This is a genomic window from uncultured Draconibacterium sp. (genome assembly GCF_913063105.1).
GTDB lineage: Bacteria > Bacteroidota > Bacteroidia > Bacteroidales > Prolixibacteraceae > Draconibacterium.
On record NZ_CAJXYQ010000003.1, the window covers coordinates 212795 to 229083 of the forward strand.

General features: G+C 41.5%; 14 protein-coding genes. 4 read left to right on the plus strand and 10 right to left on the minus strand.

Annotated elements, in window-relative coordinates; translation table 11 throughout:
* Window positions 1-17 precede the first annotated feature (17 nt).
* The 8 genes from arsC to QZ574_RS04210 all read right to left on the minus strand — a co-directional run bounded on the left by arsC (window position 18) and on the right by QZ574_RS04210 (window position 8682).
* On the minus strand, window positions 18-356 hold the full coding sequence (gene arsC, locus QZ574_RS04175) for an arsenate reductase (glutaredoxin) (RefSeq protein WP_297087096.1): 339 nt from the start codon (window positions 354-356) through the stop codon (window positions 18-20).
* 40 nt (window positions 357-396) lie between these two features.
* Window positions 397-2457: a polyphosphate kinase 1 gene (gene ppk1, locus QZ574_RS04180; protein ID WP_297087098.1), complete on the minus strand. Its 2061-nt coding sequence runs from the start codon at window positions 2455-2457 to the stop codon at window positions 397-399.
* A 99-nt stretch (window positions 2458-2556) separates the two neighbouring features.
* Window positions 2557-3646, minus strand: a protein-coding gene (gene prfB, locus QZ574_RS04185) for a peptide chain release factor 2 (RefSeq protein ID WP_297087099.1) whose coding sequence is annotated in 2 segments (ribosomal slippage) — window positions 2557-3582 and window positions 3584-3646 — 1089 coding nt in all. Because the reading frame shifts where the segments join, the coding sequence is not laid out codon by codon here.
* A 92-nt stretch (window positions 3647-3738) separates the two neighbouring features.
* Window positions 3739-4137: a hypothetical protein gene (locus QZ574_RS04190; protein WP_297087101.1), complete on the minus strand. Its 399-nt coding sequence runs from the start codon at window positions 4135-4137 to the stop codon at window positions 3739-3741.
* Between the two features lie 92 nt (window positions 4138-4229).
* Window positions 4230-4700: a regulatory protein RecX gene (locus tag QZ574_RS04195; RefSeq protein ID WP_297087103.1), complete on the minus strand. Its 471-nt coding sequence runs from the start codon at window positions 4698-4700 to the stop codon at window positions 4230-4232.
* A gap of 103 nt (window positions 4701-4803) precedes the next feature.
* On the minus strand, window positions 4804-5526 hold the full coding sequence (locus QZ574_RS04200) for an ABC transporter ATP-binding protein (protein ID WP_297087105.1): 723 nt from the start codon (window positions 5524-5526) through the stop codon (window positions 4804-4806).
* Between the two features lie 170 nt (window positions 5527-5696).
* Window positions 5697-7163: a DUF5687 family protein gene (locus tag QZ574_RS04205; RefSeq protein WP_297087107.1), complete on the minus strand. Its 1467-nt coding sequence runs from the start codon at window positions 7161-7163 to the stop codon at window positions 5697-5699.
* Window positions 7164-7242: 79 nt separating this feature from the next.
* A complete protein-coding gene (locus QZ574_RS04210) occupies window positions 7243-8682 on the minus strand; it encodes a lamin tail domain-containing protein (protein ID WP_297087109.1) in 1440 nt (479 codons plus the stop codon).
* Window positions 8683-8763: 81 nt separating this feature from the next.
* Between QZ574_RS04210 and QZ574_RS04215 the strand changes: the two genes are divergently transcribed.
* Window positions 8764-9774, plus strand: a complete 1011-nt coding sequence (locus QZ574_RS04215; protein WP_297087111.1) for an aspartate-semialdehyde dehydrogenase — start codon at window positions 8764-8766, stop codon at window positions 9772-9774.
* A gap of 54 nt (window positions 9775-9828) precedes the next feature.
* On the opposite strand, the gene QZ574_RS04220 is transcribed toward QZ574_RS04215, so the two are convergent.
* Complete coding sequence (locus tag QZ574_RS04220) at window positions 9829-10725, minus strand: AraC family transcriptional regulator (RefSeq protein ID WP_297087113.1); 897 nt, start codon at window positions 10723-10725, stop codon at window positions 9829-9831.
* A 190-nt stretch (window positions 10726-10915) separates the two neighbouring features.
* Here QZ574_RS04220 and QZ574_RS04225 point away from each other — a divergent pair, with 190 nt between their 5' ends.
* The 3 genes from QZ574_RS04225 to QZ574_RS04235 all read left to right on the plus strand — a co-directional run bounded on the left by QZ574_RS04225 (window position 10916) and on the right by QZ574_RS04235 (window position 14848).
* Window positions 10916-11881, plus strand: coding sequence for a substrate-binding domain-containing protein (locus QZ574_RS04225; RefSeq protein WP_297087115.1), 966 nt, complete (start codon window positions 10916-10918; stop codon window positions 11879-11881).
* A 29-nt stretch (window positions 11882-11910) separates the two neighbouring features.
* A complete protein-coding gene (locus tag QZ574_RS04230; RefSeq protein ID WP_297087117.1) occupies window positions 11911-13158 on the plus strand; it encodes a uroporphyrinogen decarboxylase family protein in 1248 nt (415 codons plus the stop codon).
* Between the two features lie 79 nt (window positions 13159-13237).
* Window positions 13238-14848 (plus strand): sodium/solute symporter, encoded by a 1611-nt coding sequence (locus QZ574_RS04235; protein ID WP_297087119.1) that lies wholly within the window; start codon window positions 13238-13240, stop codon window positions 14846-14848.
* A 72-nt stretch (window positions 14849-14920) separates the two neighbouring features.
* On the opposite strand, the gene serS is transcribed toward QZ574_RS04235, so the two are convergent.
* Entirely contained in the window at window positions 14921-16195 is a 1275-nt protein-coding gene (gene serS, locus QZ574_RS04240) for a serine--tRNA ligase (protein ID WP_297087122.1), read from the minus strand.
* Between the last annotated feature and the right edge of the window lie 94 nt (window positions 16196-16289).

A 16289-nucleotide genomic window follows, 5' to 3' on the forward strand; every position in this document is an offset into this window, starting at 1 on the left:
ACGCCCGGCTTTGTTATTTATAGAATGTCATCAATATTTTCAGGCGGATTGCCCAAAACGGCTTTGTCGCCATTTACCACAATTGGTCGGTGCAGCAATTTGGGGTTTTCAACCAATACCTTTATCCATTCCTCATCGCTTAAAATTTTCCCTTTGTACTGTTCTTTGTAATCTTGTTCATGTTGCCGAACAAAGTCGAAAGGTTTTTTGCCGGTCTTAGCAATTATTTCTGTAAGCTCTTCCTGGCTTAAACCATCAGCAAGGTATTTTATAACTTCAACTTTGCAGCCTTTATCTTCAAGGTATTGCAAGCCTTTACGGCTTTTCGAGCATCGTGGATTATGGTATATTTTCATATTTCTAATAATTCTGGTTTATGCTTTCTGTATTAATGCTTTAACTGGTAATCGACTTAATATAATTGTAATAATCTTCCTGTGCCCTGTAGTTTTTTTCTCCGTTATGTTTTGCGTAATTATTACTCAACTCCGGATCAAGAATTCGGGCCCTGGTATTGTCTTTTAGCTGAATCTCCAGCATTTGTTTTAATTCGTTTTTTATACTCTCATCGTAAATAGGGCAAGCCACTTCTACCCTCCGGTTCAGGTTGCGCGGCATCCAATCGGCCGATGAGATGTACATTTTTTCTTCTCCACCGGCTCCAAACAGAAAAATGCGTGAATGTTCGAGGTACTTGTCAACAATACTAATTGCCTGAATATTTTCGCTAAAACCATTTAGCCCAATTTGTAAGCCAAAGATACCTCTGACAATGAGTTTTGTTTTTACCCCGGCTTGAGCTGCCTGGTACACTTTTTTCATCATTTTCGGATCTATCAGGCTGTTCATTTTCAATATCATCCATGCGGGTTTGCCCTGTTTAGCCAGTTCTATTTCATGGTCAATGTTTTTTTCCCACTGTTTTCGCATATTAAACGGGCTTACAACAAGGTGTTTGTAATCGAAGTGTTGGTAGTTTTGTTTAAAAAATTCAAACACTTTTTCTACTTCATTGGCAAGTCGGGCATCAGCGGTAAGTAATCCGTCATCGGCATAAACACGTGCAGTTCCTTCATGAAAATTTCCGGTGCCAATGTAGGCGTAATTGCGCATACCTCCTTCTTCTTTTCGTTGCACCCAGGCCAGCTTACTGTGTACTTTCATTCCAGGCACTCCGTTAATAACGTCGGCTCCTTCTTCCTGCAATTTGTTCGACCAAAAAATATTGGCTTCCTCGTCGAACCTTGCCTGAAGTTCAACAACAACTGTAACTTTTTTCCCGTTGCGCACGGCATTTAAAAGGGCATTAACCACTTTTGAGGCCGGTGCCACCCGGTAAATGGTTAGTCCAATTTCTTTAACCGACGGATCGATAGCAGCTTCGCGTATAAAATCAATTAGGTGGTTAAATGTTTGGTACGGATAATGAAGCATAATGTCTTTTTGTCGCATCATTTTCATTATACTGGTAAAAGGTGGCAAATCCTTGTGGCGGAAAGGCGGAAGTTTGGGGTAAAAATGTTCCTTTTTCCCAATCTCCGGGAAGTTCATAAAATCTTTATGGTTGTGGTAACGCCCGCCGGGAACAGCATCGCTCCCTTCTGCCATTTTCATTTTTTTTAGCAGAAATTTTAACAAGTCATCGGGCATTTCCCGGTCGTAAATTAAACGAACCGGTTTCCCTTTTTTACGTTTTTTCAAACTTTGACTCATCTTTTCTACAAAACTTTTCGAAATGTCATCATCCAAGTCGAGTTCGGCATCGCGGGTAATTTTTATGGTGTAAGCTTCATGCACGTCATAATCAAAATAGAAAAAGATATCGTTCATACAGAAACGAATGATGTCGTCAAGAAAGATGACGAATTGTTTTTCTCCTTCTGATGGCAATACTAAAAAACGCGGAACCGAGCGTCCGGGTATTCGAATAAGCGAATAGGCAAATTCTGTTGGGTCATTGCTGCTCCACAGTTTAACTGCCAGGTAAACCGAACGGTCGCGCAGGTACGGAAATTTATTTTTTTTGCTCAACATAATAGGAACCAGGTTGGGCAAAACTTTTTCGTAAAAATAGCTACGTACAAAAGCACCTTGCTTTTCGCTTAGGTCTTTTTCGTTTATAATGAAAATGTTATTTTCTTCAAGCTCGGTTAATATGCCTGAATAAATTTCCTGTACTTTGTTTTGTTGTTCGTTAACTATTTTCTGGATGTTGTTATGCAGCTCCCCGGGAGTCAATTGGCCGAGAAGGTTTTCTTCGTCTTTTCCCAATGAAACCATCCGGCGCACAGCAGCAACTCTTACCCTGAAAAATTCATCGAGGTTATTGGAAAAAATTCCAATGAAACGAATTCGTTCGAACAGGGGTGTGTTCGGATCCTGTGCTTCCTGCAGCACCCGCTCGTTAAACGACAACCAACTTATTTCCCGATTTATAAATTTTTCTTTTGAATACATGAGTGCGCAATATTGTAGTGTTAGAAATTAAATTATCAACTCTTACAAGATGTAAAAAGCCGGTGAAAATTGCAAGATAAAAGCGGGCAATTCTGTTAATTATTGTCCTCCAAATTCCATAAGGTACGCTTTTATAAAGCCATCGAGTTCGCCATCCAGAACGGCATTAACATTTCCGGTTTCAAAGCCAGTACGCAGGTCTTTCACCATCTTGTAGGGTTGCAATACATACGACCTGATTTGCGATCCCCACTCAATTTTCTTTTTCTGCGACTCAATTTCAGCCGTTTTTTCGTAGCGTTTGCGCAATTCCAATTCGTAAAGTTGCGACTTTAATAGCCGAAGTGCATTTTCTTTATTGCCCAGTTGCGAGCGGCTTTCCGTATTTTCAATGGTAATTCCGGTGGGGGCGTGGCGCAAACGAACACCGGTTTCTACTTTATTTACATTTTGTCCGCCGGCACCACCACTTCTGAAAGTGTCCCAGCTAATATCTGCCGGATTAATTTCCACTTCGATGGTGTCGTCAACCAGTGGCGAAACATATACCGAGGTAAAAGATGTCATTCGTTTATTTTGTGCATTAAACGGCGACAAACGAACCAGGCGGTGTACGCCGTTTTCGCTTTTTAGGTAACCGTAGGCAAACTCGCCTTCAATCTCAATAGTGCAGCTTTTTACCCCAACTTCGTCGCCGGCCTGCATGTCGGCTATTTTCATTTTATAGCCTTGCTTTTCAATCCAGCGGGTATACATCCTAAACAGCATATCGGCCCAGTCGTTACTTTCCGTTCCGCCTGCTCCTGCATTAATCCGCAGTACTGCTCCCAGTCGGTCTTCTTCGTTGCGAAGCATGTTTTGGGTTTCCAGGTCTTCAATTAGTTGAAGGGTTTCAGCAAAAGCAGTATCCACTTCTTCTTCGCTGGCTTCTTCCATTTCAAAAAACTCGTAAAGCACCAAAAAATCTTCGGTAGCTCCATGTACTTTCTTAAAACCGTCGGTCCACACTTTTATGGTGCGGATAAGTTTCATTTGGGCCTCGGCGTCTTTTGGGTTATTCCAAAATTCAGGATCCTGGGTTTTTAGTTCTTCTTCTTCAAGTTCTACCAGTTTTGCATCGTAGTCAAAGATGCCTCCTCAGCGCATCCCGGCGCTCAACAAGGTCTTTTACCTGTTCCTTTAAAATCATTTGTAATTGTTTTTGTACGGACGGCAAAGTTAACAAGATTTTTTTGGGCGCAGCTTTTTGTAAACACCACCCGATGCTTATGCCAAAAAAAATTATCTAATGCGTTTATACCTGCTGATATAACCATCGTAAACTTCGTCGGACAGAATAAGTTCGCCAGACGTTGAAAATGAGAAAGAACGCCTGAAACTACCGCTGATTTCAATCATTTTTGTTTGTTCGTGATTGTAAATTGATGTTGAGGTTATGATGCTAAAATTTGTATCGGAAACCAATGTGTCGTTTCGGTACTGCCTGAAAACCGAATCGGTGGTAAACTCAAAAACAATGTTTTCTCCTGTGTCTTCAGGTGTAAATGTAATTCCTGCAATTCCTCCGGTGCTGCTTAGCCAGTTCCAGCTACCCATTATATCGTTTGCTTCAGGAGAGTCATCAACGCACGAAAAACTTATCAGCAATAAAAGGCATGCCGCCATAAAATATTTATACATTGTGTTTTGTTTGTATTTAGATGCAGTTCAGGATGCAGGGGTTGCGTATGTGGCAGGCTTGTTTTGAGTTTTGGTAAAAGGGTTGCTGGTGATTAATCGAGAACGAGATTCATGTGTCGGTGAATCAGTTCAGGCTCGAACCCACGACCTTGTGTGTACCTGATTATTTGTCCCATTTTTGTGAATTTGTCTTTCTTTTTAATTGTTTTGGCTTTGTCTTTCATGGTTTTTACCAGCACCTTAATGTATTGTTCTTCGTCAATTTTTTCAAGTCCTTTTTCAATGGTAGTATCCGAAAGTCCTTTTTGGCGCAGGTAATGACGAATTTTTACGCGGCCCCATTTGTTAAACTTGAATTTGTCGTTCACATATGCTTTGGCGTATCGTTCATCGTCAATGTATTTTTCAGCAATCAGTTTTTCGATGATTTCATCTACAATCTCGTCTACAATTTCGTAGGTTAGTATTTTTTTACGGATGTCGGAAGAACACTGCTCTGAACGGCTGCACAATTGAGCCATTTTTGAATAAGCCTGTTCGATTTGTTGATTTTGATTTTCCATTCGTTGTAGCATTAAAAAAGGAAAATAAAAATAGTGAAAAATATCGCGTATTCCTATACTCCTTTTCAATGCTACTAAATTCGGGTTTTCTGGAAGATGGCTTTTATTCCGGAAGCGATTCTTCTTTTCGTACACCGGTAAAAAACTCTTCCAGTTCGGCCAGTGTTGAATCGGTTCGTTCCACATCGCGAACAATTTCACCTTTATCTAAAATTACAATGCGCGAGCAAACATCGGCAACGTGGTCCAGGTCGTGGCTCGAAATCAGTAATGTTTTTTCTTTTTGCTCGGCATAGGCTTTAATAATATTCCGCAGTTGGTATTGCGATGATGGGTCGAGATTAGCAAAAGGTTCGTCCAGAACAATCACTTCGGGGTTTCCCATCAGTGCCCCAACCACACCAACTTTTTTCTGGTTTCCTTTCGACAGGTCGCGAATAAATTTCTTTTTACCCAAAATTTCGTCCTTAAAGAAGTCGGTGTAATCTTCCAGAAAATTGGTAACATCTTTTGCATTCATTCCTCTGAGTTCGCCAATAAATTCGAAATACTCATCGGGGGTGAGGTAGCCAATCGTAAAACTTTCGTCGATGTATGCAGCTACCAGCTCTTTCCACTCTTCAGTTTTCGAAACCTGGATTCCGTTGATAACTACTTCTCCTTTGCTGGCCCGAATCAGGTCGAGAACCAATGAAAAGAAAGTTGTTTTTCCGGCTCCGTTGTTACCAACCAAGCCAAATACTTCGCCTTTGGCAATGTTCAGTTCGTTTAAATTCAGAACTGTTGTTCCGTTGTATATTTTTTGTAAGCTATTTACTTGTATCATGATTTTAAAAGTTTGAAGCTGGAAGAACGAAGTTGGAAGATTCGTGCTTCCGGCATATGGTTATTTTTTTTCTAACTCGGATTGTTTTCTCGCCGATTGCGCGGATAGTCGCAGATTTTTAATTCTAAGTTTACTTTGCGAAATCAGCGGCATCTGCGTGCAATTAATTTTTAGCTTGACTTATAATTGTATATCATTTTATGTTTTCGTTTTAGGTACTGACCGGTAAAATAGTCGATTAAACGAGGGTGTAGAATGATTCCGATTAAACCTAAAGATGCCAGAACGATGTAGGCAACGGTATTACCAAATGCCCACGAAAGTAGCCCGAAAAATGCCAGCGGGCCAAAAATTACGGGGAAGGACATTAGCCACTGTGTAGCTCCAACACCCTGATAGTTAAATGCTGCCCTTTGATTGAGCTCGATGGCTTTTTTGCTGTTGAGGCCAAGCGCAAAAATTACCCACGAGTTTACACCAATATTATAAAGCATTACCACAAAATGAATGTAAAGCACTTTTGGCGAAATGTACATGTAACCTAACGAGAGCAGGTAGAAAATTACATTTGTTACCGCCATTAAGAAGAAGGCCGATTGAATAACCTGTTTCATCCGCACGTTTTGTGCCATTAGCAAAGGGTAATATTTTCCGTGCCATGCCGGGAAGAACTGACCGTACATCATACTGAAAATTCCGGTCATAAACATGCCTCCTAGAACAATAATAAACTCAGGCACTGCTTCATCGCCGTTGGGTTTATAAATTAAAAGTCCGTAAAAAAGGAAGAGCACCGACATCATGGCTGTATTTTTTGACCGTTTGTTGCGCATAATCATTTTTACCTCTAAGGACAACATTTTACCATAGTCGCCAACATTATTTAGCCACGAAAAATCGTGTGTCGAGCCTTCTTTTTTCTTTTTGCTGAGTTCGTCGAGGTAAAAACGGCTGTTGATATACGATTGGTTTAAAAAGTATAGTGCAACTATTGCTAATGGGAAAATCACAGCGGCGTATGGATTTGCCACAATAAAATGGAAGATCTTGCCAAAGCCTCCTGTCAGGTCAACAACATTAAAATAATCAATGGCAGTTAAACCGGCAGCTAATCCCAGGAAACTGTAAAACAGGATGTCCGATTCGTTGGTGCGCCATTTAATGTAAAGTGCCAGAAAATGATTTACAAAGATCATAAAAAATAGCGCTGCCAGCCAGGCCCAAAATACGGGAGGTGCCAATGTTGGTGCTGCAATACGGATAACAAATGGCAGCCCAAGTATTAATGGTAGTACATTAAAAAAGTGCAGCAACGATTTATTAAGCATGTATCGCGCAATACGTTTGCGTTTTACCGGCAACAGTAAAAAGGGCTGAAACCCAAAGGTGGGCAGGTTTTGGATCATGATTCGCAAAACCAGCTCGAAACCGAAGTACACCAGTAGCAAGGCGTTAAAAGCCTGAATCGGATTTTCGAGGTCTTTTAGTTTTTCGGTAAGCTGGAAGCCCATAAAAAAAGCCACCAGCGAAAAGTAAATGGCAAAAAAGATCAAAATGCCCTTGGTGGCCATGTTCTTGTTTTTCGATGCCGACCGCAGAAATTCGCGCCAGCCAAAGTAGAAGAAGTTTTTTTTCATACAGCACAATTATGTATTTACTAGTTGAATGTTGTTTTTGTTTTGTTGGTAAGGTTAAAGGTGAAAAAGTTACAGATTATTATTCAAATCGATCGGTTAAAACCACTCCGTCTTTAAAACGCTCCACTGTTCCGTCGGTATTAAAAACTTCAACCATAACAATATAGGGGCCGATTGGCAAGCTGTTTCCTGCGTCATCTTCTCCATTCCATGAGATTTGTTCGTGCGTTCCCAAAACCGAATTGTCAGCCAATTTACACAGGCGTCGTCCGGCGGTATCAAAAATCAAAATGTTACAAAAATACCCGGGGCTATCCATTAACAAATCGATAGAGTATGTATCGTTGTAACCATCATTGTTCGGCGAAAAAGCCTCCGGCTGAAAAGTAACTGATATTTTTTGTGCTTCCTCATTCATGATTTGTGAGTTCTGGTAACCGGGTGTTCCGTAACCCGATTGTGTTGATGCCGAATGCCAGTTCTGTGCTTCGTTTGTTGGCTGTGTAAATGAAATACGTTCGAGCGCAATCCCCTCGCGATCGTAAAAAATAGGTGAATGCATTTTTTCGTAGTAGTAAAATTCATCTATAATTTCCATATCGCTGTATAGCAGAACCACGTAATCATCATCGTTATTGAACGATGGAAATTTTTCCATTTGCAGAAAACATTCCGGGCACTTTATCTCGAACCACGGAAAAACACCAAGCGTATCTTTGGTAAGCGCCAGGTATTTGTTTGGAGGGAGTTTTTTCCGTTCGCTGGTGAGCGCATACACTTGCGTAAGTTCCATGTCGTTGTCGCGCGAGGCAAGGTAAAGTTTGTTCAGCGGTATTTCTTTTTCCGAATTGTTATAAATTTCCACATAATCTTCACCATCCGGTACCGGGTTAAAAAGTACCTCGTTCAAAACAAGGTCTCCAGGTTTGATAATTACCGGGTTTTTCTCTTCACCCGAAACAATCACTTCGTCAAGAATTACCTTATCGGAGGCGTAATGGTTATTTAAATAAACTACAATTTGAAGGGTTGTTCCGTTAATCCCGGATTGTTGGGCAACAGCCTGCCCCCAGTTTCCCCGATTATCGCCATTGGTTTCAAAAGCTTGTTCTTCGCCATTATCGAGCACATAAAATGCTTTCAGGTATTTGGTGGTTTCGTTGGCACCGCTTCCGGTTTCGTTAGCATCAAGTTGAATAGTAATATTTTTGTAAGCTGAAATATCAATCACCTCTGATTGCCAGATCACTTCGCCATTAATGTCGCGGCATTCAAACCGTCCGCCTGATGTTGAAACCGTTTTGGCATAATCGTCTTCGTTATCGAGCATCACCTGTTCATAATTTAACGACCAGTTGCTGATGCCCTCAAAGTCAGAAAAAATGACGTTTTCATCACCAGTACCCCAAACGCCTTTGTCGGGAACAGAAAAACTTTCGTGCCAGATTTCCTGTGCGAGTACCGGGCTAAAAAACAGGATAAAAGAGTATGTTAATAATTTTAGAAGATTGGGTTTCATCGCGTTTACAATTAGAAGCAAAATACTAACTTTGGCGCACATTTAGACAGAAAAGACTATAAATTTTTTAAAAATTCAAAGATGAAAGTTGCAATTGTTGGCGTGAGCGGCGCTGTTGGGCAAGAGTTCCTGAAAGTGTTGGCCGAGAGAGATTTTCCTATGGACGAGTTGGTAATTTTTGGTTCGGCACGTAGTGCGGGCAAAACTTACGAATTTAAGGGTAAACAGCTAACAGTTAAGGAGCTTAAACATGGCGACGATTTTAAAGATATTGATATTGCATTAACATCTGCAGGGGCAGGCGTTTCGAAAGAATATGCCGAAACCATTACCAAACACGGTGCAATTATGATTGATAACTCAAGCGCATTTCGTTACGATGATGATGTACCATTGGTTGTGCCTGAGGTAAATGCAGCGGATTCAAAAAATCGTCCGCGCAATATTATTGCCAACCCAAACTGTTCAACCATACAAATGGTAGTGGCACTAAAGCCAATTGAAGACATGTCGAAGATTAAGCGTGTGCGCGTTGCCACTTACCAGGCGGCTAGTGGTGCCGGGGCGCAGGGAATTGCCGAACTGGAAGAGCAAACCAAAGAAGTTGTTGAAGGTAAGCCGGTTACTGTAAATAAATTTGCACACCAGTTGGCCATGAATATTATCCCGCACATTGATGTTTTCTTGGATAACGATTACACCAAGGAAGAGATGAAAATGAACTGGGAAACCAAAAAAATAATGCACACCGATGCAGAGGTGAGTGCAACTTGTGTGCGTATTCCGGTTGCCCGGGCACACTCTGAAGCCATTTGGGTAGAAACTGAAGGACCACTTTCTGCAGAGGCTGTAACAAAAGCTTTTGAAGAATTTGAAGGTTTAACAGTAATTGATAACCCGGCCAAAAACGAATACCCAATGCCTTTGTTCGTATCGGGTAAAGATGATGTTTACGTAGGCCGTATCCGCCAGGATGTTACCGATCCGAATAGCATTACTTTCTGGTGTGTTGGCGATCAGATTAAAAAAGGTGCCGCACTTAACGCAGTTCAGATTGCTGAGTGGCTGGTAGCCAACGGAGAAGTAAAATAAAATAGAGAGAAGATTATAATTAAAAGCCCGATGGAATGAATTCTGTCGGGTTTTTTATTTTTCTTCTTTTCGGTAATTTGCCGGCGACAGTCCAATATGTTTTCTGAAAATTCGTGAAAAATAATAAGGGTCGTCGTAGCCCAGACGGGCAGCAATTTCTTTTACTTTTAAATTGGTTTGCATCAGGTATTTCCGGGCCCGTTCCATTTTCAGATGAATGAAAAAATCCTGCGGGGCACTGTCAAGGTTTTGTTTAAACAACTTGTAGATATTCGATGATGAGCAATTGCAAATCGTTGCCAGGTCAGCCATTCTTATATTGTTGCTCAGGTTATTTTTCATGTATCCAATTACTTTTTTTAATACATCATTTTCAACATGGGTTTTTACCGATCGATAGACTTCCAGGTATTTTACCGAGCTTAAAAACTGTTTCAGGCAAATATTTGCGTAGACTACTTTCTCGGGTTGAAAATAGTCCTCCAGGTTTTGTAGCATCTCTTCAAAAAGCACAAGTCGTTCTTCAATTCTCGAGTTATTTGTTGGCGGTATTTCAATAACCTGCCCCAGGGGCGGAGAATACAATCCGGCATGTTTTCCGGTGTAATGCAGCCAGTAATTTGTCCATGGCCGCTCGGTGCCAGCTCCATATTTACATGCTGTTTTACGCGGAATTATTATCAACTGATTGGCCCTTAAAATTTTTCGCTGGCCTTTTATTTCTACCCAGCCTTCTCCGTCAACACAATATATAAGAATGTACTGACTGCTTCCGGTGGGACGATTTCTTAAATGTCCCAGTGCCTTCGGAAAGATTCCAATGTGCGTAATATATAAATCATACACCCGTGGATCTTTTAAAATTTTCTTTTTTACAATTCCGGGAAGATACACCATTCGTTGACCGATAAATCCATCTATTACGTAGTCTATTCCCTTTTTGTCTTTCATAATAAGTTCTATAAATACAATCAGTATGATTTTAGTGCATTTTTAAAAGTATAAAATAATCCATCATATTTATAAATTTGGCTATTATTTATCAGCGTGTCAGCTGTTATTTTTGCATACAATCATAATAGACCAGGGTTTTCGGATTCAGACTTGTATGTAAAGCCGGATTCTCACTAACATTTAAACCATGCAAAAACGAAATCAAAACGTAATACCTGTTTTGTTTCTACTTTTTGTTTTTCTTCCAAATTGGGCATTTACACAAAGTAAAAACACAACAGAGAAACCGCTAAAACTTGTTTTTATAACCACCTGTGTACACGAAGATTTTTTTAAACCATTAAAAAAAGGTATGGCCGAAGCCGCAGAACTAATGAATGTTGAATGCAGCTTTACTGGCACCGAAGATGTTGACGCCGAAGCACAGGCTGCCATGGTAACGCATGCAGTTAAAAATGGAGTTGACGGAATTGCTCTTAATATAATTGATCCAATTGCGTTTGATAAAGTGGTTGAAGATGCCATTGCCGCAGGCGTTCCGGTGGTTGCTTTTAATGTTGACGATAACAAAACGCCCAATGCCCGATTAAGCCGCGTTTGCCAGAATTTATTTGTAGCAGGCGAAGAATTGGGAAAAAAAGTTGCCGATAAAATCCCGGAAAACAGTACCGTAATCCTTACCATGCACTCTGAAGGAATTTCGGCTTTGGAAGACCGCCGCGATGGAATTAAGAAAGCACTTCAGCATAAAAATATTAAATGGATTGAACCAATTACCGGAATTTTTGGAGAAGAATCGGCGCTTGTAATTGCCGATGCTTTAAAAGAAAATCCTGATGCCAAAGCAATTTTGTGTACAGGATTGGCTGATACCGAAGGAGCCGGAATAGCCATTGAAAAAGAGGATGAAACCAAAAATCTGGTAGCCGCGGGTTTCGACCTTTCGCCAACAGTTCTTCATCATATAAAAAAAGGGCACCTGGCTTTTACCATCGACCAACAACCATACATGCAGGGATTTTTACCGGTTGTTCAACTAACGCATTACATCCGCTTTGGAATTGTACCCAGCAACAACGAAATCGGCGCTTCTTTTGTCGACAAAAACAATGTGGATAAAGTAGAAAAGCTGATTCACGAAGGTTACAGATAAGTAAGAAGATACTAAACCATACAAAACATATGAATTCAAGAGAAAGAGTACTAACGGCAATCGCTCATAAAGAGCCCACAAAAGTACCGGTTGATTTGGGGAGCAACCCAAGTTCCGGAATTTCAGCCATTGCCTATTCCAATTTGTTAAAATATTTAGGGAAGGAACATTTGCCCGTGCAGGTTTACGATGTGGTGCAGCAACTGGCACAACCACACAACGAAGTACTTGATTTATTTGGTATTGATGTACTGGATATTGGCCGCACGTTTAACGAAACACCTGCGCACTGGCACCCAACTACTTTGGCAAACGGCAACGAAGCTTATTACCCAAAGTGGTTTAATCCTCGGCAAAATGAAGCAGGCGACTGGATTGCCAACCATTCCTCGGGATTACCCATTGCAAAAATGCCGGGCGGTGCAACCTTTTTCGACCAAATTCATTTTCCGTGGGTAGATGCTTATCCCGATGATTTTAGTTCGCTCGACGATGCCATGTCGAAAGTACTTTGGGCAGCGTTTACTCACAGCCCCTGGGACAATTCCGCTATGCCCGGCTTTTGGGAGGAACTCCGAAAACGCGCCGTTAGTTTAAAAGAAACTTCCGACAAAGCACTAATGATTGTGGTAGGCTGCAACCTGTTTGAATGGGGCACTTTTATCCGCCGAATGGATAATTTTATGATGGATTTGTACCTGGAGCCACACAATGTTGAAAGGCTGCTGGATGCTTTAATGGAGCGCCACATGGAAACGCTGGCAAAAGTTTGTGAGGCGGTTGGTGATGTAGCAGATATTATTCGTTTTGGCGACGATTTGGGAGCAATGAACGGCCCGTTTATGGACCCCGAAATTTACCGCCAGTTATTTAAACCACGCCACAAACAACTCTGCGACTACACAAAAAAGAACAGTAACATGAAAACGTTCCTGCATTCGTGTGGCTCAATTTACCAGCTTATTCCCGATTTAATTGATGCGGGATACGACATTCTGAACCCGATGCAAACGCAGTGCACCGATATGCAACCCGAGAAATTAAAAAAGGAATTTGGGAAAGAAGTAACTTTTTGGGGTGGCGGCATTGAAACCGTTGGAACGTTGAATGCAAAAAGTACCGATGAGGTACGGGCTGAAGTATTAACACGACTTGAATTGCTCTCGAAAGGAGGCGGTTATGTTTTTAATACCGTGCACAATATTATGCCCGATGTTCCACCCGAAAATATTGTGGCCATGTTTAATGCAGTAAAAGAATTTAACGGAGAAAAATAAATATTAACCATGAAGTACAGTTCTCGGTTGGCTGTTTTTCCCGGTCTTCCGTCTCCTGTCTTCCTACTTTTTTAGAATCATGAATCTTTCAACCATAGACTACATCATCCTAATTGGCTACATGCTAATAATTGTGGGCATTGGCGTTTTTTCAGGAATGAAACGAAAAACCAAATCGAGCGAAGGCTTCTTCCTGGCAGGCCGTTCACTAAAATGGCCACTGATTGGAACTGCTCTTTTTGCAGCAAATATCTCAACCATCCACATGGTGGGATTGGCCGGACAAGGCTTTTCCGATGGACTGGTTTGGGGGAACTTTGAATGGTCGGCACCATTCCTGTTAATTGTGCTGGGTTTAATTTTTGCCCCCTTTTATTTTAAAACGCACATTTCAACCTTGCCTGAATTTTTAGAGCGCCGCTACGACCGGTCAACAAGAACAATGCTGGCTGTAATTTCTCTTTTTACAGCCTTGTTTATGCACATTGGCGTTAGTTTATTTGCCGGGGCTTTGGTTTTCGAAAACTTTTTTGGGATTGAAAAATATACCGCCATCGTGGTCATTGCAGGTGCAACGCTTATTTACTCAATTATTGGTGGATTAAAAGCTGTTGTTTTAACCGAAGCGCTGCAATCGGGCATCCTGATTATCGGAGCCGGCATTATGACTATTCTGGCTATGATGGCACTACCTGAGCATGGCGTAAGCAATTTTACTGAACTAAAAGCTGCTTTAAAACCCGGGCAGTTAAGTATGATTCATTCGCACGAAGCCTCACCGCTTCCCTGGTGGGCGTTTTGGCTGGGAATACCGGTGTTAGGACTAAATTACTGGTGCGCCGACCAAACCATAGTGCAGAAAGTATTGGGAGCCAAAACATTAAAAGATGCACAGAACGGGCCAATCTTTGCGGGTTTTATTAAAATCCTTCCTGTTTTCATAATGATTTTCCCGGGGATTTTTGCCTACATCATTTTAAAAGATAAAATTGCTGATGCAGACCATACGCTGCCGGTTTTAATACTGAATGTACTGCCGGTTGGCTTAAAAGGTTTAATGTCGGCAGCGTTGCTGGCCGCGTTAATGAGTACAATTGCATCGGCACTAAACAGTGCCGGTACGCTGGTGTCGATGGATATTGTAAAACAGCATCGGCCCGACTTCTCAGATAAACGCTTGTTGTATATCGGGCGAATTACCATCTTGCTGGTAATAGTAATTGCCATTGCCTGGTCGCCCTTAATTGCCAAATTTCCAAGTATTTTCGAGGCCATTAACGATTTGCTGGCCGTGTTCTCGCCGCCAATTTCTGTTGTTTTTATTTTCGGAATTATGTCGAAACGAGGCACGCCCAAAGCCGGACATTACACCTTGGTATTTGGCCTGACTTTGGCATTAATCGCTTTCTGCCTCGATTTTGAAATGATTGCCGGGCAACGAATCATTACCGATGTTTGGGGCATTCATTTTATGATGAAGGCTTTCTACCTGTTTATATTGTGTACAGTATTTTATTTTACAGTGAGCTTTTTTACCCCGGCGGCCAGCCCCGAAGTGTTGGAAAAAATGACCATGAAAAAACCATTGTCATTCTTAACCGACGGCAAAATTACAGGAATAACCGACCCCCGGATTATGGCCGGCATACTGGCACTGGTTATGATTGCGCTTTATTATTTTTTCAGGTAACAAAATAATGCGCATAAAAAAACGCTGCTCTGGGTAAGAGCAGCGTTTTTTGTTTTATGATAATGTTGAGATTTAATCAATAATATCGAAACCCGTGTACGGAACCAAAACCTCCGGAATTTTAATTCCTTCGGGAGTTTGATTGTTTTCCAGCAAGGCCGCCACAATACGTGGCAGTGCAAGGGCACTACCGTTTAATGTATGCGCAATTTGCGGTTTTTTCACCCCTTCTTCACGGAAACGTAATTTTAAGCGGTTGGCCTGGAACGATTCAAAATTAGAAACAGAACTAACCTCCAGCCATTTCTCCTGGGCAGCCGAGAATACTTCAAAATCGTAGGTTAAAGCCGATGTAAAACTAATATCGCCACCGCACAAACGAAGGATGCGATAAGGTAAGCCTAATTTTGCAACCAAGCCCTCAACATGGGCTACCATTTCGTCTAAAATTCCGTACGATTTTTCGGGATGTGCAATTTGTACAATTTCCACTTTGTCGAACTGGTGCAGGCGGTTCAAACCGCGAACATCTTTACCGTACGAACCGGCTTCGCGACGGAAACAGGCACTATAGGCAGTGTTTTTATAGGGCAGGTCTTTGGCGTCCAAAATTACATCGCGGTAAATATTGGTTACCGGAACCTCGGCTGTTGGAATCAGGTATAAATTATCTTCGGTAATGTGGTACATCTGCCCCTCTTTGTCAGGCAATTGTCCGGTGCCAAAACCTGATGCTTCGTTAACGGCTAACGGAGGCTGAATTTCTTCGTAACCGGCTTTTGACGCTTCGGCCAAAAAGAAATTGATAAGGGCACGCTGCAATTGCGCTCCTTTTCCACGGTAAACCGGAAATCCTGCTCCGGTAAGTTTTACGCCTAATTCAAAATCAATCAGGTTGTATTTGGCTGCCAGTTCCCAGTGTGGCAATGCTTTGTCGCCCATTTCAGGAATCTCGCCAACCGATTTTATTACTTCGTTATCTTCTTCGCCTTTCCCGGCCGGAACCAATTCGTGCGGCAGGTTGGGCAGTTGTACCTGCAAATCGTAAACTTTTTCTTCAATAGCTGCAAAATCAGTATCAAAGTTTTTAATGCTTTCTTTTAGCTCGGCAGTACGGGCCTTGGCAGCATTGGCTTCTTCGTGTTTGCCTTCGCGGAAAAGCTGGCCTATTTCTTTCGAAATTTTATTCATCTCAGCTTTTGCCGAATCAGCTTCGCCTTGCAGTTTGTTTTTCTGAGCGTAAAGATCTATGATGTTTGAAACAATTTCCGAAGCATCGAAATTTTTACGTTTTAGTTTTTCAACTACTAACTCCGGGTTGTCTTGTATAAATTTTAAGTTGAGCATAGCTTTCTGTTTTTATGCAGCGCAAATGTAATAGTAAAAGTTTAAACTTTTATGATTCGGGTTCAGAGTTTGAAGTAAGGCCTTTAAAGTTTAA